This is a genomic window from Parachlamydia sp. AcF125, from assembly GCF_018342475.1.
GTDB lineage: Bacteria > Chlamydiota > Chlamydiia > Chlamydiales > Parachlamydiaceae > Parachlamydia.
This window is the reverse complement of record NZ_JAEMUD010000001.1, coordinates 39,946-63,252: the sequence shown is the minus strand read 5'-3', so window position 1 is coordinate 63,252 and position 23,307 is coordinate 39,946. Positions and strand designations below refer to the sequence as shown.

16 protein-coding genes are annotated in these 23,307 nt (G+C 41.2%); 11 read left to right on the top strand and 5 right to left on the bottom strand.

What is annotated here, in order from left to right:
• Nucleotides 1–124 precede the first annotated feature (124 nt).
• From PARA125_RS10100 to PARA125_RS00170, 9 genes are all read left to right on the top strand, one after another.
• On the top strand, nucleotides 125–220 hold the full coding sequence (locus tag PARA125_RS10100; protein ID WP_213157483.1) for a DUF4116 domain-containing protein: 96 nt from the start codon (nucleotides 125–127) through the stop codon (nucleotides 218–220).
• Nucleotides 189–347, top strand: a complete 159-nt coding sequence (locus PARA125_RS00205; protein WP_213156730.1) for a DUF4116 domain-containing protein — start codon at nucleotides 189–191, stop codon at nucleotides 345–347. Before PARA125_RS10100 ends, PARA125_RS00205 begins: the two co-directional genes overlap by 32 nt.
• 807 nt (nucleotides 348–1,154) lie before the next feature.
• Nucleotides 1,155–2,465 (top strand): hypothetical protein, encoded by a 1,311-nt coding sequence (locus PARA125_RS00200; protein WP_213156729.1) that lies wholly within the window; start codon nucleotides 1,155–1,157, stop codon nucleotides 2,463–2,465.
• Between the two features lie 98 nt (nucleotides 2,466–2,563).
• The gene (locus tag PARA125_RS00195) at nucleotides 2,564–3,289 is read left to right on the top strand and encodes a hypothetical protein (RefSeq protein WP_213156728.1); all 726 of its coding nucleotides are present in this window, start codon (nucleotides 2,564–2,566) and stop codon (nucleotides 3,287–3,289) included.
• Nucleotides 3,290–3,297: 8 nt separating this feature from the next.
• On the top strand, nucleotides 3,298–5,478 hold the full coding sequence (locus tag PARA125_RS00190; RefSeq protein WP_213156727.1) for a hypothetical protein: 2,181 nt from the start codon (nucleotides 3,298–3,300) through the stop codon (nucleotides 5,476–5,478).
• A complete protein-coding gene (locus PARA125_RS00185; RefSeq protein WP_213156726.1) occupies nucleotides 5,459–8,029 on the top strand; it encodes a GTPase in 2,571 nt (856 codons plus the stop codon). Before PARA125_RS00190 ends, PARA125_RS00185 begins: the two co-directional genes overlap by 20 nt.
• 4 nt (nucleotides 8,030–8,033) lie before the next feature.
• On the top strand, nucleotides 8,034–8,318 hold the full coding sequence (locus PARA125_RS00180; protein ID WP_213156725.1) for a helix-turn-helix domain-containing protein: 285 nt from the start codon (nucleotides 8,034–8,036) through the stop codon (nucleotides 8,316–8,318).
• Nucleotides 8,315–11,032: a GTPase gene (locus tag PARA125_RS00175; RefSeq protein ID WP_213156724.1), complete on the top strand. Its 2,718-nt coding sequence runs from the start codon at nucleotides 8,315–8,317 to the stop codon at nucleotides 11,030–11,032. Before PARA125_RS00180 ends, PARA125_RS00175 begins: the two co-directional genes overlap by 4 nt.
• A gap of 74 nt (nucleotides 11,033–11,106) precedes the next feature.
• Complete coding sequence (locus PARA125_RS00170; protein WP_213156723.1) at nucleotides 11,107–13,680, top strand: glycogen/starch/alpha-glucan phosphorylase; 2,574 nt, start codon at nucleotides 11,107–11,109, stop codon at nucleotides 13,678–13,680.
• Nucleotides 13,681–13,741: 61 nt separating this feature from the next.
• Here the strand turns inward: PARA125_RS00170 and nqrE are convergent, their stop codons facing one another.
• From nqrE to PARA125_RS00145, 5 genes are all read right to left on the bottom strand, one after another.
• Nucleotides 13,742–14,476, bottom strand: a complete 735-nt coding sequence (nqrE, locus tag PARA125_RS00165) for an NADH:ubiquinone reductase (Na(+)-transporting) subunit E (RefSeq protein ID WP_213156722.1) — start codon at nucleotides 14,474–14,476, stop codon at nucleotides 13,742–13,744.
• Between the two features lie 12 nt (nucleotides 14,477–14,488).
• Nucleotides 14,489–15,121 carry an NADH:ubiquinone reductase (Na(+)-transporting) subunit D gene (gene nqrD / locus PARA125_RS00160; protein ID WP_213156721.1) on the bottom strand — a complete coding sequence of 211 codons (633 nt, stop codon included), beginning with the start codon at nucleotides 15,119–15,121 and terminating at the stop codon, nucleotides 14,489–14,491.
• Complete coding sequence (nqrC, locus tag PARA125_RS00155; protein WP_213156720.1) at nucleotides 15,118–16,056, bottom strand: NADH:ubiquinone reductase (Na(+)-transporting) subunit C; 939 nt, start codon at nucleotides 16,054–16,056, stop codon at nucleotides 15,118–15,120. Before nqrC ends, nqrD begins: the two co-directional genes overlap by 4 nt.
• Entirely contained in the window at nucleotides 16,037–17,575 is a 1,539-nt protein-coding gene (gene nqrB / locus PARA125_RS00150; RefSeq protein ID WP_213156719.1) for an NADH:ubiquinone reductase (Na(+)-transporting) subunit B, read from the bottom strand. Before nqrB ends, nqrC begins: the two co-directional genes overlap by 20 nt.
• A 778-nt stretch (nucleotides 17,576–18,353) precedes the next feature.
• The gene (locus tag PARA125_RS00145; RefSeq protein ID WP_213156718.1) at nucleotides 18,354–21,293 is read right to left on the bottom strand and encodes an alpha/beta hydrolase family protein; all 2,940 of its coding nucleotides are present in this window, start codon (nucleotides 21,291–21,293) and stop codon (nucleotides 18,354–18,356) included.
• A gap of 328 nt (nucleotides 21,294–21,621) precedes the next feature.
• Between PARA125_RS00145 and PARA125_RS00140 the strand changes: the two genes are divergently transcribed.
• Nucleotides 21,622–22,557, top strand: a complete 936-nt coding sequence (locus PARA125_RS00140) for a hypothetical protein (protein WP_213157482.1) — start codon at nucleotides 21,622–21,624, stop codon at nucleotides 22,555–22,557.
• Nucleotides 22,554–23,282: a ComF family protein gene (locus PARA125_RS00135; RefSeq protein WP_249274087.1), complete on the top strand. Its 729-nt coding sequence runs from the start codon at nucleotides 22,554–22,556 to the stop codon at nucleotides 23,280–23,282. Before PARA125_RS00140 ends, PARA125_RS00135 begins: the two co-directional genes overlap by 4 nt.
• Nucleotides 23,283–23,307: the final 25 nt, after the last annotated feature.

Below are 23,307 nucleotides of genomic sequence, written 5' to 3'. Positions count from 1 at the left end.
AACATGCGCAGGCCGTTGCGAAATGCCGATGATCTTCTTAAGCAGGCCGAGCAAGCCGAGGGTATTACTTTTAAAATGGACGAATGCTTAAGGATGCTAGTGAAGAACTTAAAACGTTGAAGAAATTGTACTAAAGGCTGTCCAGCAAAATGTCTGGGCGCTTAAGTATGCTAGTAAGCGCCTTCAAGATGATAAAAAAGATTGTCCTTATGGCGGTTAAGCAAGAGGGATTAGTGCTTCAGCATGCTAGCCAAAAACTTAGAAAGGATAGGGAAGTTGTGGCCGCAGCCATACTTCAGAATGAATTGGCTAGTAAAAAAGGGAACACCGCCATGCTTTCTACTTAGATAAAGCGCTATTCTAAGAGGACATCTAGCTCGCGAAGCCATAACTGTTACTTTTAATCCGTAAAAACGTTCTCGCTCACTGACATTGTATCTTTGAAACTGGCGGCCTTGATCAATCTTGCAAGTTGGAATTCTTATATGCCTGCAAACAGGTGTAGGCAAAGTATCTCCAATATATCTTAAAGCAAAAATGCCCTTATTTTTTGCGTGTGAGCAAACCCCAGACTTCCTTTTCCTCACCCTCTAAAAATTCGATGCCCTCTTCTCTTTAAAGCACTTTTATTCAGATGGTTGCAAATAGAACCTATGCTCAGCGAGAAGCTCTCTTGTACTCCTTATTTTGCTGTAAAAAACCATTCCCGTGGCAGCGCTCAACATCGCTTTGGCAGTAGACAGCTTTGTATTTGGCCAATCTTTATGTCTGATCGATTGAATGCAGTCGTTCAAACGCAATAAATTGCGATCATTTGCATTTCCCTGGCTTGGCTCTCTTTTTTTTTGCGGAAAAGTAAAATTAAAGGACCAAAATTTTTTCCATGCATAAGTTTACTTTAAGTTAGTTATTTACAGTTTGCAATAATTAATTATATTGACGAAAAATAAGTGTTTTAAAAACATGGAGTTATTAATTAAATTAAAATTAAAGAAATAAAAAAATATTTAAGATACAAACTTAACCTATCTTAATTGTTTGCAATTTATATTGTTTGAGAGTGTTTGTAAGAGATAAAGGTTTTTAAAAATAGGAGCTTATTTTTCTAAATCTAAAGGAGAAAAATTAAATAACCTTAACCAAGGAGATTTATTATGGATCCTACCAATAATCTTAACAATAATTGGAGCAATCCACTCTCTTCTCGCTGGAGTACTTTAGCTGCTCAACCCGCATCAGCGGTCGCCTCCACTCAACAAACTTCTACTTCTCCAAGCACTAAGTGGTGTAACTACCAAGCAGGGAGGTCATCTTCAAGTTCTTGGGGCTCAGTGGCTTCTCGAACTGCGGATGTGAGTGGCCCGATCATTCCTAGTAATACCTCTCAGAACGCACCTACTGCCTTATCTGTTTGGGGGGCTTTGGCGGGTGATAGAACTTTTAAAGGCGGGATTCAAACAGCTCACTTTGGACAGCTCAGCCGCAGTACTCTTTCAGCGGCAGCAGAGGGAGATGGAGCATTGACAATCAAAACTCATATGCAACAAATGCAAGTAATTGAGGCAGCGCTAAATGGCTTAGAGTCAAGTGTTAGCAATAATACGAGCATTATCATTGCTGCCATTAGAGATTTTGCTACCGAGGTTAGGGAGACTAACCATCAAATTAGCAGCTACTGCAGGGCTGTTATCGAGCGTGGAATAAGCAATGACCCTAACTTTACTCCTGATGATATGGTAAAAGCTCGATTAATGGTTGAATTTTACGCCACCGCTTTAGGAGCCATGAAAAGCACTAGTGAATCGGCTATAGATCTAGCCAGCCAAGGAGGTGGTATAGTTCATCAACAAATTCTTGGAACTATAGATGCTACCTTTCAAGCTCGTACTAAACAAGTGGCCTTATTTGCACAAAACCTCGAAGTCTTCCAAAAACAAGAACAACACGATCTTGAACTTATACTACAGGTTCAGAATGCTAAGCTGAAAGAGCAAGCACAGCTCTTCCAGCAACTAAAAGAGATCATTCATCTTTTGGAGCAAGAAAAAGAAGGAAATGCTCGCCGTGAGATGGAGGAAAGAAAAGCTAAACTAGAGGAAGAAATACAACTTCGTGGGCAATGGCTAAAAGAAGAAGAAGCTCATAATAAGCATCAACTTGAAACAGCTGCTTTAGAAGCAGATAGTCATCAAAAACTAGTAGCTCTTCAGAATGCTAAAGAGATTGAAGGAACAGTGCAAGCTATAAAAGCAGAGGAACAAAAAGCAATAGCAGCGAACCAAGAATTGGAAATACGCGAAAAAGCTAAAGCTGAGCGGCAACGGATCGAGGCGGAGACTAGGATTACATCGGAAGAAAATCAACTAAAAGCTTCTATACAAAAAAAGCAAATTGCTTCTACGGAACGTATAGAAAAGTATAGAACAACGGCTTCCATTATACGGCCTCCTTGTGTTCTCCAATAATAGAGCGTGAGTCTCTATTCCTACTTCTCCCCATGCTCTCTCATAAATTATGGGGAGTGCGGGGTGGATTTATCATGAAATTCAACTAAAGGGGAATTATGGCTTACCCTTCTGTAAATATCCATGCGGCTTACCAATCAGCAGAAGCAACGCTAAATCAATGCCAAGATGCAGGCAATCAGGCGATTGAGGCAACTAATCATAAAATCGACCAGCTTTTTCAGCAACAGAAGCATCAAATCGAAGCGGATGTTGCCCTACGACAACAACGCCAAGAACAAGAGAGAGAAACATTTGCTAGGTTGAAAGTGCAACATGATTTGGCTTTACAAAATCAGCAACAACGCTTTCAAACACAAATGGAGGAGAGGAGGCGCCAAGAGCAGCAAAGAAATGCCGACCATACCAGGCGGTTAGCTGAGAGGAAAGCAGAATTTGAAGAACAACTCAGAGGCAGGCAGGAAGAGCTTGAAAGAAAGCGAGAGGCCCCGGAGCATACCCAAGAGACCGTAGCAACTAATCCATCATCAGGACCGGCTATCTTCATCTCCTCTGTGTCCCAAAACCTTTCTTATTCATTTATGAGGCCAACAACTAGCACAACATCAACTCTTCCTTCAAATCCTACCATTCCTTCTATTAGGCATTCTCAGTCTCTACAACAGGGCCAGGCCTATCCCGCTACTTCTCAAGGGACTTGGGGATTTCCTCCTCTTCCCTCTCTGCCTCCTCTTGGCCAGCCTCAAACTGCCCAGCCTAGCCAGTTCCGTTCGCCAGAATCTTTAAACAATTGGGCGCTTCCGCCGCTCCCTTCAATGCAATAGGAAAAACTATGAATCCTATCATACCCTCAAGCCATTCTTCAACTCCCCCTTTTTCATTGAAAAAGGCAGAAGCTCGTCAAACAGCTACTGCGGTTAAGCTTGCAAAGGAGGCCCTTCCAAATAACCCGTCTCTCTCTCCAACTCAGAGGCAAAGCAGGGCGCTGTCGCCTTCTACCATTCAACGGGATGTAACAAGCCTTCTTAAAAATAAGCTTGAAAATCCTCATTTTGCTTTAAACGAGCAAGAGAGTCTAGCTGTTCTGATGGAAGGAATTCGCTGCGGTCAAAACGTAGCTAGCCAAGCAGTAAATAAAGATATTGTAGCTATTATAGGATTAGCAGGGGCGGGTAAAAGTACTTTGGTCAATGATTTGTGCGGATGCGATCTACTATCCAAGCGACCGCGTGAATTAGGTTTTTCCGCCCTAAGTAATGTTGTGGAAGTCAAGCCTCAGTACCAAGGAGGTAAACGAGATGAAGTAGTCCCCATCAGGCATCGCAGCTCCCCACAGGTAAACTTTCTGCCCCAATTTGCAACAAATGAAGGACATTTTTATTGCGATTTTCCGGGCTTTTTAGATTGCGACAGTTATGAAATTGGGACTGCGAAATCTGTCACTCTTCAAACTATTCTTAATGCAGCTAAATCATTAAAAGTCATCATCTTGACTAGTTATTCTAGTTTAGTCGCGGATAGAGCTAGAAAATTTACTGAGCTATTGGAAATCTGTATTGACCTCTTTGGCTCAAAAGAAAAACTTCTGAAAAATGCCTCTTCTATTCTTGTCGGTGTAACCCAAGTTCCCTCTGGAGAAATAGAGTCATTAGAAGACCTAAAAGCCTATATCTCTAAGATGCCTGACCCTATCGAGCGAAAAATTTGTTCTCAATTAGCCCAAAGACTTTTTATCTACGACCCTCTAAATAATTCTCATTTGAAAGATGCAGGGGCAGGCCCCGGGGAAGAAATTAAAAGGCAAATCGATCGTTTACCATCGATCGAGCATTCTTCAGAATTCAAAGCGGCATTATCACCTTCTGATTTGCTTGGATTAGACGAGCTTTTAGGCTTCTTTAAGAAAAAGGTCGACGAAATAATAGCACAACCAGAACTACTAGACCAAGACTTTAAGCAGCTGGCTGTTTATCATGCAAGCCTTAGGCCGCTCTGCTTCTTAGAAAATCGGCATGTTTCAATGCAGCTGGAGAACTTACAAGAGAGCTTGTTAACAAAATTTCGGCATTTACTTTGGGAGTACAGTCGCTTATATGAAGCGGGAGAGGTGAGAAGCTTTCAGATCCTTAAAACTATTAATGCAGGATTGTGCCATTTTGATTCCGCTACAAAAGAACGCCTACTCCAACTAATTGACGAAGAGCTTCATTCTTCGTCCAAAGGTGGCCAGCCATCTCAGCCGCTCCGGACCGCTTCTTTAGAATACGTGAAACGAACACAGCGTTTAATGGATATGGTTTTAGCAGCTAATACAGAGATTGAAAGATTAGGAGGCATTCTCTTTACTAATGTTCAACAATTTGCAACCCAAACCTATCAATTGAGCCAATCCTTACATTCTCTTGTGCATAAAGTAGAGCAAGAGCTTAAAGAGGTAGGATTATCAGCAGCCCGTATTGCGCAAGTGCATTGTTTAATTCACTTCGCTCAATTTAGCCGTCAAATCATTCAAGATACTTCTTGGCAATGTCTGAGTTTGGAAAAAAAGGGGGCGATGGCCATATGGTCAGAGTTTAAAGGGGCATTGGAATTAGCCCTTTATGCGAGAAGGCAAGAAATTGACCAGTTGGCTCAACAGTGGGAGCTAATAGCAAAGCAAGACGACCACGATTGGGCGATTTTGATGAAGGTCCATGCTGGCAAATTAAGGCAAGAGACTCAACTCTACAATCAACTTTTACAAGTAGAAGAATTGAAGCGGCAAACCAATATAGCAGCCATGAGCCGAGAGATTGCGGCTTTGCAACAGCGCAACATAGAAATTCAAGCCATGCAAGAACTCTCGCGAGAAGAGCAAGAAATTTACTATAAGCATCAGCAAAAGATACATTGCTTAGAGCTTGGCCAACCGGACCAAAGGATTCGATTTGATGTCCAAGCGAGGTGCCAATTAGCAGAACTTTTAACATTTCAGCTAAACAAAGGAGGAAATCATGATACCTATACAAAATGATGAAGTTCGAATCTTTACAATAATCGCAGAAAACAATGGAACCTGCGGCTTTCAAACAACCACCCCAGCTACAACCTCGATTGATCTCCCTGCTGATGTTGAGCATACTCCAGCAAACGCCTCTACCCCTAATTTTAATGTTAATGACCTATTAGATCGCAAGCTCGCTAATCCCTCTAGACCCTTGCAGCCAGAAGAGAGCATTGCTGTCTTAATGGAGTGTATCAGGCGAGGGGAAATAGAAGCTGCGAAAGCCGAAAATCGAAATTTAGTAGTCATCATTGGCAATACGGGTTCCGGGAAAAGTACCTTTGGCAATGCGATTTGTGGCTGCACGATGGAACGAGTGAGCCCTAAAAGCCTTGGATTGACTGGAGTAAAGAAGATGGTAGTTGTTAAGCCATTCGCCGAAGGGGGGGGCTGCGATGAAATTATGCCGATTGGACATACTAAAGAGTCAAAAACTTTTATGCCTCAACTAGCTGAGACGGAAAATGGGATGAGCCTCTGCGATTGCCCAGGTTTTCTAGATAACCGAGGCCATGAGATCAATATCGCGAATGCTGTCAATATTAGAAAGGCGTTTATTCAAGCTCAAAGTGTGAAAGTGGTCATTCTCATTAATTTTCATGCCTTAGAGGCAGATAGGTCGCGCGGGCTTAGGGATATGATTAAGCTTTGTTGCGACTTATTTGGATCGAAGGAAAACCTTGTCAAATATAAAGATTCTATCCTTTTGGGGATTACGCAAGTTCCTTTTGTACAACTAGATGAGGAGCAAGAGTTGCTTAATGATTTAAAAGATTTTATTAGAGACACAAAATTAAAAGATGAATTTGAAGTTGCGACTCTGCGCGAGTTAAGTGAACGGCTGTTCATTTATGATCCCTTAGATGCCCCTAATTTGAAATATGCAGGGGCCTTAACTAAAGAGCAGGTAGTAGGCAAAATAGCTGAGCTTGAATGCATCCAAGAACCCCAGGAAATCTTTAAAACAGTTTTAAATGATTCAGACATTGTAGGGTTAATTAAGATCTGCGATCAAATCCAAGAGAATATTCAAGCTATTTTGCATCAAACAAGCCTATCGGAAAATGATTTTAAAAAAGCTGCCGAGCACTTAGAGAGCCTGCGAAAGCTAGAGATTATTGAACATCGGTATGTTTTCGAGCTTGTGGCCAACGCCAAAGAAGTAATCACGCGCCACTTTCACGAAATGATCCATCGCTTTGACCATTGCTGCGCAGATGAAACCTATCGCCTTGCCGATGAGTCGCAAGCCATCTTTACTGCCTTAAAACAAGGTGTCCAAAAGTTTGATGAACAAATTCAATCTCAAGTGGGAGTCAAAGGCTTGGAAGAGCAGTATGCTCTTTTTATAAAAAAGAAGGCGGCTAAACAGGTTGTTTTTGAGCTCGCAGATTTGCAAAAAAAATTTTACGAAGCGTTCGCTCTTTATAATTTTGTCTCAGCTAAGCATTCGTTAGATACAATACAATCCAAATTGGATTCCTTTGTGACTGAATATAGTAAAACAGGTATATCTTCTGAGATTGACTTCAAGCAATTAGAAAGCTTTTATACTCAAACCAAAGCAAAGTATGATGAGGTTCGATTGAAGGATTTAGCTCAGTACGATCTCCTGCAGCTTATCTCTTTGCAAGAGCAGTTCCGGGAGGCGTGTGCTCAGAATAAGCTAAAAGAGGCAAATTCTTTGCTGGATGAAATTAGAAAAAAAGGGTGCTGTTTTGAAACCGCCTATGGTGAAATAGGGATAGACCATAATATTAACATCGCTCAATTAGAAAGCCTTTATACTCAAACCAAAGCAAAGTATGGCGAGGCTCAACGAGCTTCCATGCAGCTTATCTCTTTGCAAGAGCATTTTCGGGAGGCGTGTGCCCAGAAGGAGTTTAAAAAGGCGAAGTCTTTGTTGGATAAAATTAGAAAAAAAGAGCGTGTTTTTGAAACTGACTATCGTGAAACAGGAATAGTCCATAATGTTAACATCCTCTGCTTAGAGAGCCTTTATATTAGAATCAAATTCTTCTCTGAAGGCCGAAGGAAAGCTCACATTGAGCTTAGCGATTTAAAAATACGTTTTTGGGGTGCATACGAGCGGTATGAGCTAGAATTAGCTAAGTCTACGTTAGATCAACTTAAAGCAAAAGTGCCTACCCCTTTTGGGATAACTTATCCTATTGACATCAGGGACTTAGAACGCTTTTATAATCATCGAAAACTTAAAAAGGACTTAGCTTTAGAAGCTATCGGAGCTTTAGGAGCTTCAGGAGCTGCCGATAGGCTTCAAATTGAGAAAAATAATTTTCTGGATGCGTGCGCTCAGGATGATCCTAATTTAGAATTGGCAAAGACTATGCTAGATCAAATTAAGTTAGAAGTGCATTGTTATGAAAATATCTATCATAGGAAAAGCTTTAGTATTAAACTCCGGGAATTAGATAACCTTTATATTAATACATGTGATCGGATATATACCATTCGCAAAGAAAATTTTTCTTTCAAAAAAACTCGTTGCGTTCAAAATTAGGCACATGAAATTTTTAATAGATGAAGAGAGACCGCGGCTACGTGCTCAGCATAAAAAAGAACGTGATAAACGCGTTTGCGATAGAATCAAAGCCGTGCTGCTTCACGATAAGGGGTGGTCTTTCCCACAGATCGCTGAAGCTTTATTGCTCTCCGATGAAGCCGTCTGGAACCATATTGAAGAATACAAAATTTCTAAAAAGTTAAAACCTCAGAATAGCGGTTCTTCAGAAAAGCTTTCCAATAGCAGAACTTTTAATCTTTCAGCTAAACAAAGGAGGAAATCATGATACCCCCTATTCAAAGCAATGAAAGTCTGGGTTTTTCAGCAGGCACACCCGTTCCAATCCAGGTGGCTTCTTCTGTGCATGTTGAGCATACTCCAGCAAACGCCTCTACCCCTAATTTTAATGTTAATGACCTATTAGATCGCAAGCTCGCTAATCCCTCTAGCCACTTGGAGCCAGAAGAGAGTATTGCTGTCTTAATGGAGTGTATCAGGCGAGGGGAAATAGAAGCTGCGAAAGCCGAAAATCGAAATTTAGTAGTCATCATTGGCAATACGGGTTCCGGGAAAAGTACCTTTGGCAATGCGATTTGTGGCTGCAAGTTGGAACGAGTGAAACCTAAAAGCCTTGGATTGACTGGGGTAAAGGAGGTGGTAGCTGGTAAGCGGCTCGATCAAGGGAGGGCCCGCGATGAAATTATGCCGATTGGCCATACTACACAGTCAAAAACTTTTATGCCACAATTAGTCGAGATGGAAAATGGGATGAGCCTCTGCGATTGTCCTGGCTTTTTAGATAACCGAGGGCATGAAATCAATATCGCGAATGCTGTCAATATTAGAAAGGCGTTTATTCAAGCTAAAAGTGTGAAAGTGGTCATTCTCATTAATTTTCATGCCTTAGAGGCAGATAGGTCGCGTGGGCTTAGGGATATGATTAAGCTTTGTTGCGACTTATTTGGATCGAAGGAAAACCTCGTCAGATATAAAAATTCTATTTTGTTGGGAATTACGCAAGTGACTTTTGCACAACCCGATGAGGAACAAGAGTTACTTGATGATTTAAAAGAGGTTATTAAAGACACAAAATTAAAAGATGAATTTGAAGTCGCGACTCTGCGCGAGTTAAGTGAACGGCTGTTCATTTATGATCCCTTAGATGCCCCTAATTTGAAATATGCAGGGGCCTTAACTAAAGAGCAGGTAGTAGGCAAAATAGCTGAGCTTGAATGCATCCGAAAACCTGGGACAATCTTTAAAACAGTTTTAAATGATTCAGACATTAGAGAGTTAATTAAGATCTGCGATCAAATCCAAGCGAATATTCAAGCTATTTTGCGTCAAAAAAGCCTATCGGAAAATGACTTTAAAAAAGCTGCCGAGCACTTAGAGAGCCTTCGAAAATTAGAGATTATTGAACATCAGGATGTTTTCGAGCTTGTTGCCAAGGCCAAAGAGGTAATCACGCGTCACTTTCACGAAATGATCCATCGCTTTGACCATTGCTGCGCAGATGAAACCTATCGCCTTGCCGATGAGTCGCAAGCTATCCTTACTGCCTTAAAACAAGGTGTCCAAAAGTTTGATGAACAAATTCAATCTCAAGTGGGAATCAAAGGCTTGGAAGAGCAGTATGCTCTTTTTATAAAAAAGAAGGCGGCTAAACAGGCTGTTTTTGAGCTCGCTGATTTGCAAAAAAACTTTTACGAAGCGATGAGAGAAGCGATCAACATTAATAATTTTGTGCCCGCTAATTATTTCTTAGATAAAATCAAACAAAAATTGGGCATTTTTGAAGAAGAATATCGAGAAACGGGTATATCCCCTAACATTAACTTTGAGAAATTAGAAAGTTTTTATACTCAAACCTTAACTCAGCAAGACCTTAGGCAGCTTAAGGTTTTGGAAGCACAGCTTCGAGAAGCGTACGTTCAGAATGAGTTAGGATTGGCAAAGCTTATGTTAGATGAAATTAAAGAAAAAACGCAACGTTTTGAAACTGACTATCGTGAAATAGGGTTAGTCCATAATGTTAACCTCAAGGAATTAGAAAACCTTTATACAGAGAAAAGTGAACTCGTGGAGTTAGCTAAAAAAACTGCTAAAGAGCTGGAGCTTTTGGAAGAGAAGTTTAAATATGCTTGGGATCAAAATTATTTAGAAGAGGTAAAGTTTTTGCTAATTGAAATTCAAGAAAAAGCGCGCTGTTTTGAAACTGTCTATCGTGAAACAGGGATAACCTATAATCTTGATGTCAAGCAATTGATAAGTTTGTATAAGAATAAAATCAAAGATGTGAACTTAAGCAAGGATCTTAAGAAAATAAAAAAACAGTTTGAGGATGCGTGCACTCAAAGGAATTTAGGATTGGCAAAGTCTTTGCTAATTGAAATTAAAGAAAAAATGCGCGATTTTAAAACTGTTGAGCCTGGCCGTCTTGAAAAACGGGTAGCCTCTACTACTACTATTGACGTCGCGAAATTAGAAAGCTCTTATACTAGCATCAAAGAATCCTATAAAGCTCAGCGGAGAGCCCTCAATCGAGAACTTAGGAATTTAGAAATAGATTTTTGGAATGCGTGCAATCGGTGGGATTTAAAAAAGGCAAGGTCTGACATAAATAAAATTTTAAAAAAAACGGATTATTTTAAAACTATCTATAGGAAAGCCCCTTATATTGACCTCCAAAAATTAGAGAGTTCTTATACTGAGTTAGTAACTGAATTCCGTCGCTTAGATTTAGATGCTATTCGTGCTGCGGATAAGCTTGAAATGCAGAGACAAAAGTTTATGGAGGCGTGCAAGTTGAGTGAGTTTGGGTTGGCAAATTCTTTACTGGATGAAATTAAAGCAAAAGTATGTGTTTTTGAAACAAAGTGTAGTAAAACAGGGAGGGCCCATAATATCAACGTTGAGCAATTAGAACGCATTTATACAACTTGTTTAAACTTACACCAAAACTCTCGAGGGGGCGTAGGAAATAAGCCATTTTTTTAAAAATTCTGGTCTGTTATAAAAAAAAGTAATTTGCTATAGATAAATTTTGACAAACAGAGCCAAAAGGATTTTGAATGACCCAGCCCGCACCGGATCTTGATTATCAAGCAGAAATGTTAGCCGCTAAAACCAAACATTATCTGATTACCACAATGGGGCGTACCTCCACAGAAGCAAATCATGATGAATTCTACCGAGCTTTTTCGTACGCCTTGCGCGAAGAAATTATGATTAATTGGTTGGCTACGGCAAAAACCCAAGATCAGCGCGACGTGCGAAAGCTTTATTATTTGTCGCTCGAATATTTGCCAGGCAGAATTTTATCAAATGGGATTTGCAATCTTTCTGCCCAATCGATTGTCGAGCGCGTTTTGCGGAAAATGAATCGCAGCTACAAGGATATCATCGGGCGAGAATCGGACCCCGCTTTAGGGAACGGGGGGTTGGGAAGGCTAGCTTCTTGCTTTTTGGATTCTTTGGCGACGCAACATTTGCCCGCTCAAGCGTATGGTTTGCGGTACCAATATGGAATTTTCGAACAGCAATTATGGGATGGCGTGCAAGTTGAAGTCCCAGACTGCTGGCTTTTAAATGAAAATCCTTGGGAATTCAGAAGGGATTTACGCAGAGTGGTGGTAAAATATTGTGGAGACGCTACCTCGACAAAGAATATTCATGGAGACGAAGTTCAAAATTTAGCCAATTACGAGGAAGTGTTTGCCCTCCCTTATGACGTCCCTATTATAGGTTATAGTAAAACACCCGATTTTTCTGTGGTCACCTTGCGTTTATGGAGTACGAAAGAATCTCCCCGTAATTTCCAATTGCAACGCTACAATGCAGGCAGCTTAGGGCAAGCTGCCGAAAATACCACTTTGACAGATGTGCTCTATCCTAATGATAACCATGAAACGGGAAAAAGGATTCGGCTCAAGCAAGAGTTTTTGCTTGTTTCCGCCTCTCTTCAGGATATTATCCGCCATTATTTGAGTAGCCATGACAGCTTCCGCTCCTTTCCCGACAAGGTGCGCATTCAAATCAATGATACCCATCCTTCTCTAGTTATCGCAGAGCTGGTTCGCCTCCTAACATTCAAGCATGATATTCCTTGGAAGTTGGCTGTTGAAATGACGCAGGCTTGTACGGGTTATACCAACCATACGATTCTAAGCGAAGCTTTAGAAGAATGGGACCAGAGCTTGTTTCAGTATTTGCTTCCTAGGCAATATAAAATAGTGGAGCGGCTTAACTACGATTTTTGCAATGCTTTGCGCGCTAAGTTTCCCAATGATGAACCTAAGGTACAGCGGGTCTCCATCTTAGAAAATGGGAAAGTGCGTATGGCAAACCTGGCAATTATGGGCTCACATTCTGTCAATGGGGTAGCGGCTCTTCACACAGAAATCTTAAAAAAGTCTGTATTTAAAGATTTTTATGATTTTTTCCCAGAAAAATTTGTGAATGTCACAAATGGAGTCACGCAGCGGAGATGGTTGCTAGAATGTAACCCTGAACTTGCCCACTTTATTACCAAACGGATAGGGGATGGGTGGATTACAGACTTTACGCAAATTAGCAAACTTGCCCAATTCGCTTCAGAAGTGGACTCTCAAGAAGAGTTCTTAGCGATTAAAACAAAAAATAAACAAAAATTGATCGATTACATTAAACAAGAAAATCCGCTTCATACGGCAGACGGGGAAGCCATTTTAATGTCACCTGTGATCGACCCCTATTCCCTTTTCGATATCCAGATTAAGCGTATCCATGAATACAAACGGCAATTGATGAATGCTTTGCATCTAATTATGCTTTACCATGAAATTTTGGAAAATCCTCAGCATAACCGTGTCCCGCGCACGGTGATATTTGCCGGAAAGGCAGCTGCTGGGTATGAGGCTGCTAAAGATATTATCCGTTTGATTTTCTGTATTGCGCGCCGTGTCAATAAAGACCCTGCCATCCATAACTTGCTAAAAGTTATTTATGTGGAAAACTATAATGTTTCCAAGGCGGAATTTTTAATTCCGGCCGCCGATATTTCAGAACAAATTTCGACAGCGGGAACAGAAGCTTCAGGGACCGGCAATATGAAGCTTGCCATGAATGGAGCTTTGACTGTGGGGACAGAGGATGGGGCCAATATCGAGATGCGCCAAGAAATTGGGGATCAATGGTGGCCCTTTTCATTTGGATGTTCAGCAGAAGAAATACAAAAGATGAGGCAAGAGAACTCTTATCGCTCTGCGGATATTTATGCAAGCAATCCGCAAATTCGGCGAGCTGTAGATGCTTTGCGGGATCGTTCATTTGCTCAGAACGATAGTGAGCATCAGGCTTTTACCGATTTATACCGTAAGCTTATGGAAATGCATTATGGGGGAGCCCCAGATCGCTATTTTATTCTCAAAGATCTGGAGAGTTTTTATTTGGTTCAAAAGAAAGCCGAATCCCTCTTCCTAGAGCCTCTCCGCTGGGCTGAATATGCGCTACACAATATTGCGGGAATGGGCAAATTTTCCGTGGATTATTCGATTAAAAATTACAGCGAAAAAATTTGGGGATTATCTCCTTGTCTTTTAGATCCTGAAATTTTAGACCACGTGAGAGATGAGTTTACGCAACAAGATCAGTGCCGCGTATTTTAGAAGTTTGGAGTAGGTAAAAAACCGAACGGCAGCGCGGCCGTTCGGTTTTTTGAAATAGAGCTTAAATTTCCTTGAAATTTTCTTGAGCAGGCTCTGGATTTGTTTGCAATTCTAACACAGAGCTATTTTTTGCTAAGGTAGAACTGCCAGAGGGAGTTGCAAGTTTAATCCCTGTAAAGCCTTGAAAAGCCATGGCCATTAACCCCGAAACGATGAAGGTAATTCCCATCCCTCGCAAGCCTGGCACCACGTTTGAAACGGCCAATTTTTCACGAATGGCTGCGACGAGCGCTATCGCTAGCCACCATCCTAGCCCTGACGCAAAGACATACATTAAGTTGGGAATGAAAGGATAATTGCGCGTAACAGCAAACAAACAGGCTCCTAAAATGGCACAGTTTACCGCAATCAGAGGGAGATAAAGTCCAAGAGAGCTATATAGGGCAGGAGAAACCCGTTCAATAATGATCTCAAGCATTTGCGTAAATCCCGCTATGACTGAAATGAAGAGTAAAAATTCGAGAAAATTTAAATCGACTTTAGAGGCCTCGATTCCAAAATAACTCAGCCATGATAAGGCTCCCGGGCCTGTTACAAATTGGTGCACACACCAATTTAAAGCTCCCGCAACGGTGAGCACTAAAACGACTGCCACGCCTAGCCCATTTGCTGTTTTAAGTTTTGTTGAGCACGCTAAATAGGTACACATCCCCAAGAAGTTCGCTAGCAGGAAGTTCTCAATAAATACAGCTTGGATAAAGAGTCCCAAAAGATTGAGTAAAGTGTATTCACCCATTCATAAACCTCGTTATTTTTCATTATAGAGATTAAATAACCAAATCAAACAGCCAAGGATAAAGAAAGCCGCAGGGGGACTTACCATCAAGGCGAAGTTTTCATAACCATTAGGATTTTCGAGCGATGCATACCAGCTCAAGGGGATGATTTGCTGGTTAAGAAGTTGGCCAAAACCTAAAAGTTCTCGAATGGCTCCCACCATGCAAATCACGCACATGTAACCAAGTCCGGCTCCAAGCCCATCCATGAAAGCGGGGAGAGGAGTGACATTCTTTGCCATCCCTTCTGTGCGCCCCATCACGATACAATTGGTGATAATTAAGCCAACAAAAACGCTTAAGACTTTGGATACGCTAAAAAGATAGGCTCTAAGAAATTGGTCGATAATTGTCACAAATACCGAAATGATTGCAAGTTGCGTAATCATTCTGACGCTATCGGGAGTAATTTTTCGCAAAGCCGAGACGATTAAGGAAGAAAAGGCTGTCACAAAGGAAACAGATAATCCCATGGTGAGGGCCACAGATAATCGGTTTGTGACTCCTAGAGCAGAACAAATCCCTAAGACAGCCACGAGAATTTGGTTACTGCTCCATAATTGGCTTGTCAAATAAGACATAGCTGGTGGGTTTTGCTGGGTCATATCCTGTTCTCTTTTGTATAAAGGTTAGGCTTTTCTTCATTTTTGTTTTCATGAAGAGTCAGTAAAAAGGGGCGATAGGCATTTAAAACTTCTCGGTAAGCATCGGTAACCCCATTGCCGGTCAGCGTAGCCCCCGCCATACCGTCCACAGCGCTTTTGGATTTAGGAGAATCGCCTAATACTTCGGAAACCTTCCCTTTAACCACCAGAATTCCAATGGGGGCGCTTTTAAAGTGGGTTTTTCCATCCGCGCTTTCTTGAAAGATGAACTTTCCCGGAAAAAGATCTTGCCAAGGGGCTTCGGCGATGTTTGCGCCAAGCCCAGGAGTTTCTTTTTGATCATACCATGAGATCCCAATCACCGTATTGCCATCTGGCTTTAAAGCAATGTAGCCATAAATCGCGTCCCAAAGCCCATACCCATTCACGGGGATAACATAGCCAACTGGTTGGCTATCTTTTTGTTGGGAGCCATTGGGCAGAATTTCGTAAAGTAATCGATAAGGCTGCTTATAGTAGCCACTCTTTTTGTAATCTGCAAGGTACTGTTCTTCATTGAGACTAGCCTCTTGAAAGGTAAAACGGCTGCCTTTGTCATCGACCAAAAAGGGGATAAATCTTTTTTGGTAAATTTCCCTCAATTCTGCGCTTGAGGGAATATCTTGGGGAGTTCCCGGAACCAAAAGGGCTCCTTTTTCGAATTTAGCCGGAATATGCTTGCCTTCTTTATCTTGCATTAAAAAATAGCCTTCATGGCTCAAAATTTTAGCTGCAATCATCATTTGTTTACTTCGATCGAGTTCCTGCGCGATTTCTTTAGGCTTAGCTAGAGCACTAGCTAGCACAGAAAGGATAAGGGCACAAATGAAACTTAAGGTCACCATAAACGTAATAACTTGAGCATTGCTAGGGCCTCTAGATGCGGGATGAGACATGGCGCATCCTCCTTTTTCTATAAAATCTGGCCGCGTAGTAATCAAATAACGGAGCAAAAACATTTCCCATTAATATGGCAAGCATTACCCCTTCGGGGTAAGCGGGGTTAACCACCCGGATTAATATGGTAACAATCCCGCAGAAAAGCCCATAAACCCATTTTGCCGAATCTAAGCTCGGAGAAGACACTGGATCGGTTGCCATGAATACAATCCCAAATGCAGCCCCGCCCAATAGGAGATGTTTATAGGCGGGAAATCCCACGGTGGCAGGTGCCCACGCTCCATTAGCCGCTCCAAAAAATGCAGAGCCAAATTCAAAAAATAAGGCTGTCAAGTACATCCCCAATGCCATAGCGACCATTGTACGCCAGGCTCCTACCCCAGTATAAACCAATAAAATAGCTCCTAAAATGCAAGCAAGGGTAGAGGTTTCCCCCATGCAGCCTAATTTATTTCCAAAGAAAAAGCCCCAATCACTGTTGGTTGAACCAATCCCATGATCAAGTGCTGAGAATTGGTAAGCATCTTCATAATAGCCGGGGGATAATCCTAAGCCCCCCTCAGCTAGAGGAGAAGTGACAAAACTTTTCATTTGGTCTTGAGTGAGTTCCCCTAAGGAGGCTTGATGAGAGCCGTGCGCATTCCATGCCGCAAATTTCTCCTGGATAGTCGAGTAAGTTTTAACATCCTGTCCCAGATGATTGGTTGCAATCGCATCTACATGAATACGTTTGATTTCGGGGGTAACATTAAATTTAGCAAGCGGGGTGGCCTGAGTGTAGCCATCCAATAGACTTGCTTTAGAATCGTGATTCATTGCAATTAAGCTTTCTCGAACTTTTGTGGCGTCTGTACCGACCCACACGTTACCGGACATTTTACCTGGATAAGCGAAGAAAAGGAATGCCCGGCAGGCGAGAGCAGGGTTGACGATATTCATGCCAGAACCGCCAAAGACCTCTTTGGCAAAAACAATGCCCACGGATACCCCCACCGCAGTCATCCAATAGGGGAGCGTCGGAGGTAAAATCAAAGCATATAAAATGCCTGTGACTAAAAAGCCTTCTGAAATTTCATGTTGACGAACGCAAGCAAAAAGCGCTTCCCAAAACCCTCCCACGGCATAGGCAATGAGGAGTTGTGGAAGCAAGGCATACAGCCCTTCTTTCAGAATTGACAGATAACGATGGTCTTTAAGAGCAAAACCCCAATATCCTTGAAGGGAGGTACTACTGGAAAGAAATTCATTCATCAAAGGGTAATGGCCACTCGAATAAACAAATGATTGGAGGCCAGTATTCCATAGTGCCATTAGAGTGCAAGGAATTAAAGCAAACACAACGATTAACATCCATCTTTTGACATCGATGGCATCCCGAATGTGAGGGCCTACGTTTGTATTGCAAGGCGCTTCATATAAAAATGTGTCGCCCGCCGTGATAAGAGGACGCATGAAATGTAAAGGTTTCCCCTTTTCAGTAAGGGAAAGTTGGTAATCTAAAAACTTCCGTAGCATAAGTATGGTTTCCGACTTGAGTCATTTTTTACCGGCTGCATGATTTAGCCCAGACATAAGGAGTGGCAAGCTAAGGATGCAAGTTCAGCTTTATCTGCAAGGGTACTGAATTTTTTCCAAAAGTCAAATTAAAAAAAACGCCTTAAAATATTTTAGATCTGTCGGATATTTCAATGGGTTTTTGGGAACCAATTCATAAAAGGCGATAAACTTTCATACAGGGAAGAAAACGAAAGGATAACCAGGACAAGAAAGCCTGCAGGGGTATTCTTTTTGAAGCTTGTCTATTCCCTTTCCAATTTTTTCAAAATCCGAAATTTGACAAGGGGTATTTTGTTTTTTAGGATGTGGAAATTTCGCCTGCAGCCTCACAAAAAGAGGAGGGAGAGCAAATCGATTAAAACCAAGCCTTTACTCTCCCAGGCAGTGTGTTTTGTTTCGGGCTTTTTAGGGGATAAATCCCTTTTTTGCTGTTCAATAGCAAAGCGAGTGATTCTTGCTCTTTCACTGCTTAAATTTCAAATGTCCTAAAGAGCCGGCCAAGAACAGCTTTTTATTTCTGCAAGGCCATGACAAGCTGATTAATCTTGCGTCTTTTCTCAAGCAATCGCCGAAAAATGGGGAGATCATGGAGCTATTCCAGCCAGAAAAATTCGTTGCTTAGGATTGAGGCCTTTACTCTGGTTCCTATCCCGAAGGTATTGACAGGGAAATTAGAGAGGCAAAGGTTTTTTCCATACGATTCCAAGGCTTTTTTCTTAAAAATAGATTCTTTAATTTATACCAGCTCAATTCCGTAATTTTTGATTTTAGTTTTAGGCTTAGGTGAAATTCTAAAAATTTTATTAAAAATCACTCTTAAACTACCTGAGCGTCCCGTTCTACCCATAAGGAGTCTTTTAGTATATCCTAGAATAAGGATAGGAGGAAATAAAAAGAGGCTTACGACTTTCCTAATCAGTTCCGTTTTTGCTCTCCAAGCTTCACTGCTGAACTTTTCAACTTCGGTGGCTCGCTCTTCATAATGGAGGTCTGGCGATAAGTAATAGAAACGGCCATGTGGATGTAGGTTAAGAGCGGGATGCTTTAACTTCAGAGCATCTGCCACAATACATTCTACCTTATTGATAGCCTCGGCTGCCATATCGAATCCGGGAAATGCCCCACCGGCTCCTGGAATGGAATCTTGTAAGCTAAAGTAAAATTTGATTTTAACGCGATGATTCTCATGCAAAAATTTGCTAACCTTGATCGCATCTTTTGTTCTAGGAGCAGGGGAATCAAACGTAACGATATGGATGTCTCGGTCAGGCAACTTAGGCCCGTCTTTTTGAAGGCGATTGATCAAGAAAAGCTGTGAATGGCTGCCGCCAAGACTATGGCCTAATACGACTAAAGGTTTGTGTGTATTGCTGAATAAAACCTGATCTTCTTCCTTCATTCCTTTCCATCTGTAAAAAGGAAAATAGCCTGGGCCTAGCAACCAAGAATCTTCAATGAGAGTCTCAAGGCATTTTTGCTGGGTAGGCACTGAAGTTGTGCTCCGATAGCACAGAATATCAGGAAGTTCTGGGCCGCCTTGATGCAATTGAGATAAATGAAAAGCCAGCTTGGAACCTCCCGGCTCAATTTTTTTCATAATTCTATACCAGTTAAAGCTATTGTTATCGGTAGTTTCAGGCGGAAAGGGGACCAGCATGTCTTTAGCTACGCGAAATTTAATAAAGGCTTTGGCAAAGATTTCCCAAGTGGCTTTGGTTAAGATATCAGGTTTAGCAAATACACGCTTAGAAAGTGTCAGAATGGTGTGATACAACTGTAAACGGCTTTTATCTTCCACATGTAAGGGATAATAGAAATACAACATGGAGAGAGGAGGATAGCCGGTAATGATCCCTTCCATTCTTTTTCCTTGGAACATGAGTTCTAACTCATCGGCATCGAGCAAAGTCGCGTTTGACAATAGATGATGTAGAGCATGAGGTAATTGATCGTATGGCTTTGAAAGATAAGGGAGACATTTAGCCGTTAATTGGGTTTTTAGCTCTTCCTCAGAATTGGTGTTGAGAATTTTGGCTAATTTTTTTCTGTGATGAGAAGGCAAAGTATCGACCGTCGTTTCATCCAGGCAAACTTTTTGGACTTTATCCCAAGTCGCATGTAGATCTTCCACATAAAAGTCCGCCACCCCCAAGGTCATTTTATTGATTATACTAGCTGTTAAAGGTTTTCCTTCTACATGAAGGCGGTTTAAATTAATCTCATATCTTGCTAAAGCGCGGTCTACCCGTTCTTTTCCCCATTCTTTTACAAACGCTTCGTAACATTTTCGAAGGGCAGTTTGGTTTTCCCTTCTAGTTTTTTTTCTAAAAGAGCCAAAATAAGCTTTTTGCGTTCTATAAGTTTGCGATTTCTCATCAAAGATCACGCGAGCGGACTCTTTTTGAGCTAAACAGGCGATTTTTCTCAGACCGCTTAAATGAGAGGCTATACATTGGCTGTAAATTTTGCGAATTTTTCCTACAGTAAGTTGCGCCCCCTTTTTTTTCTGGCTTTCTAGCTTACGGATTAACTGGGGAGCAATATCGGGGTGGGCCGTTTCTTGAACTAGCTGAATAAAATGTCCGATTGTTTCTCGATTTTGTTCCCGAATTTTTGTTCGTTGGCTGCCAAATGACCAAAAAGAACTAGCAGAAGCTGCCACAGTATAATAGCGTGCATGATTAGCAGCATAGGTTGGCATAAGCTTGATCTGAACGGGTGCAGAATTTTTACAGCTTCCTATATCTTTAACAATTTGCCCGATTTCTTGAAACGCCCTTTTTCCTTCATTCTCATCGAGCAGGGTCACTTTTGAGAATAGTTCCTGCACTTCTTGAGGTAATTGATCATAGGAGCTTGAAAGATAAGGGAGATATTTAGTTGTTAATTCAATTTTTAACTCTTCATCCGAATGGGTATTGAGAATTTCGGCTAATTTTTTCCTGTGATGGGAAGGGAGGAGATCGACCGGCGCTTTATCCAAGCAAATTTCTCTGACTTTATTCCACGTGATAGGAAGATCCTCGCTTTGAAGTTCGGCAATCGCTCCTGTCATTTTATTAATAAGCCCGACGGTTAAGGGCTTTCCTTCTAAACAAAGAGTTTCCCAATTAAGGCTATATTTTGCTAAAGCGCGATCTACCCGTTCTTTTCCCCATTCTTCTACAAACGTTTCATAACACTTTCGAAGGGCATTTTGATTTTCCATTCTAATTTTTTTTCTAAAAGCCCCAAAGTAAGCTTTTTGCGTTCTATAGGTTTGCGATTTCTCATCAAAGATCACGCGTGCGAATTCTGCGCGAGCTAAACAGGCAGCTATTCTCGGCCCGTTTAAATGTGAGGCCAGACATGCGCTGTAAATCTCCCGAATTTTACTTGCAGTAAGTTTGGTTCCTTTTTTCTGACTTTCAAGTTCATGGATTAATTGAGTTTTAATGGCAGGAGGTGCCGTTTCTCCAATTAGCTTAGTAAAACGCTCCATTGTTTTTTCATCTTGCTTGCGAATTTTTGTTCGCTGGCTACCAAATGGCCAAAAAGAGGTAGGAGAAGCGGTGGCCACATAGTGACAGTGAGTGACAGGATGACCAGAATCCAACGGCTTGGTCTTGATCCTGATTGCAGTAGAATTTTTACAGCCCCCTACTGCTTCATGAATTTGTGTGAAACTTAATTGCATACTAAGACTTCAATGAAATTACTAATGTTAATTAAGCCGAATAGGTTACAGTCTTTTTATTAAGGTTTCATTAAGATTAAACAAATCATATGAACGATCGTCTCCCAGAAAACAATATAAAAGTTTTCTGTTTTTCTGAACTCCAAATCCTTTAAACAGAGGAGATCTTGTGTTGTTTTAAGAGATAAAGTATAGTGAACTGCTTACAAGGAGAGGTTTGGAATTTAGCCTTAAGAGGCATCTCTTAATTTTTTTATTTTCAGTATGTTAGCTCAAAACATACAAATTAAAAATAGGTACATTCGTTTTCAAAAAGGTATTGAATTTGATGAGAAAAATTTCGCGTCTAGGCTACATCGCAATTTTAGGAGTTTTCTGTTTTGGAGTTGCAAGAGCCTATTACAATTTAACAGATGATTTTCGAAAAGGCAATTACATGCATGAGGTTCCTTATCATTCTGAATGGGAGCATGCTTCTTTATCTACTGCAGAGCAAACCAAGTTAGACAAGATTTTAGACCAGAAATTTGCCTACCTGGGAAAAGGGGCTCAGTCTTTTGCTTTTATGAGCGAAGACGGTAGGTATATTTTGAAGCTTTTCAAATTTAAACACCTTAAGCCTTCTTGGTTGGTTGAGTGGCTTCCTCCTATCGGAATTTTAAGTGACATTCGAGAGAACGAGCGCGTGAAAAAACTAGAAAAGCTTGAAAGTGTATTTAGCGGCTACCATTTGGCCTATAAACGACATAAAAAAGAAAGCGGTTTGCTTTATGTGCATTTGAATCGAGAGCTTGATCCAGGAAAAATCGTGCAAGTGAGGGATAAACTGGGCCTATCTCATTTCTTAAACCTGAATGAAATTTTGTATGTGGTGCAAGAAAAAGCTGTGACCACGCGTCAGGAAATGATTGCTTTGCTTTCCAAAGGATCTGTGTTAACTGCCATTGATCGGGTTAACCAAATTTTTGACCTCTATTTACAGGAATATGCAAAAGGGATTTATGATCGAGACCATGGAGTCATGCATAACACAGGCTTTGTTTATGGAGAAACTGTTTATCCTATTCACCTGGATATTGGAAAATTATCTTCTGAGGAAAAAATAAAAAATCCAGAAGTTTACCGCAGTGACCTTTTAAAAATTGTGGACAAGTTTGATGTATGGTTCAAAAAAAACTACCCTCAATATTACCCAGAACTTATGAAAGCTATGGAAAATCGGCTTTCCACTATTTTTGGCGAACAGCTGGCGCTTCATTCTTGAAAAAGTTCAAAAAATGGGTGGAAAGTGGTTTACATTTAATCTATCCACCTATTTGTTTAGAATGCCAGGGCTCGCTTCAGAATCCAGAAAGTGTGTTTTGTTATTTTTGTAGTGAGCAGCTTTCCCTGATCAATCCTAGAGAGCGTTGTTGTTATTGTTTTGAGCCTAAGCATGTTTTTCGGGAAGATGTTCAGCTTTGTAAACGTTGTGCTTTACGGGCCCCTTTATTTCGAGGGATGGGGGCTGCTTTCGACTACTTTGGACCAGCGGCTACCCTTGTTACCCATCTAAAGGATTTCAATAAACCTTATTTAGCAGAAGGCGCAGGAGCTTTTCTTGCCTACCAGTTTTTTCAGCTACAATGGCCCATACCTGATTTGATCGTGCCTGTCCCTTTATCATTTATGCGGCATCTGTCTAGAGGGTATAATCAAGCGCTTCTATTAGCGAATGCTTTAGGAAAAATTCTTAACTGTCCTGTTAAGCAAGTATTAAAAAGAAAGAGCGGCGATTATAGCCAAGCTGCCTTAGAGCGAAAACAACGGATGCTTTTAGATCGCGAAAATTTTTTGCTGCAAGAGAATGCCAACATCTGCGACCAGACTGTTTTAATTGTAGATGATGCGCGCGCTACAGGCGAGACGTTAAATCGATGTGCTGAAACCTTATTAGAAGGGTGCCCAGCGCATATTTATGGCCTTACACTTTGCCATACTACTTATTAGATCTCTTCCCAAAGCTTTTGGTTTT